Raw genomic sequence first — 314 nt, 5'->3', positions numbered from 1 at the left:
AGCTGCACGAGGCGGCCGAGCGCTACCGCCTTGCCCGGCTGGCGACCAACGACGCCATCTGGGACTGGCGCATCGCCGACGGCCACGTCATCTGGAACCAGGCCCTGCACAGCCTGTTCGGGCACGCGCTCGACAAGACCAGCGCCGAGTGGTGGATCGAGCACATCCACCCGGACGACCGCGCCCGCATCGACGAGGACATCCACGCGGTGATCGAAGGCGGCGGCACCGGCTGGGTCGGCGAGTACCGCTTCCGGCGCGCCGACGGCAGCTATGCCGAGATCTTCGACCGCGGCACCGTGCTGCGCGACGCC

The 314-nt window shown here is 71.0% G+C and carries 1 protein-coding gene; it reads left to right on the top strand.

Annotated features, from left to right (window positions below; all coding sequences use genetic code 11):
• The coding region (locus B2R83_RS09125) for a PAS domain-containing protein (protein ID WP_292040317.1) at window positions 1-314 on the top strand (314 nt) is incomplete at both ends.

This window comes from Massilia sp. UBA6681 (genome assembly GCF_002454935.1).
GTDB classification, from domain to species: Bacteria; Pseudomonadota; Gammaproteobacteria; order Burkholderiales; family Burkholderiaceae_D; genus Telluria; species Telluria varians.
Note: the sequence above shows the minus strand (reverse complement) of the source record. Positions and strands in the feature narration are given on the sequence as shown.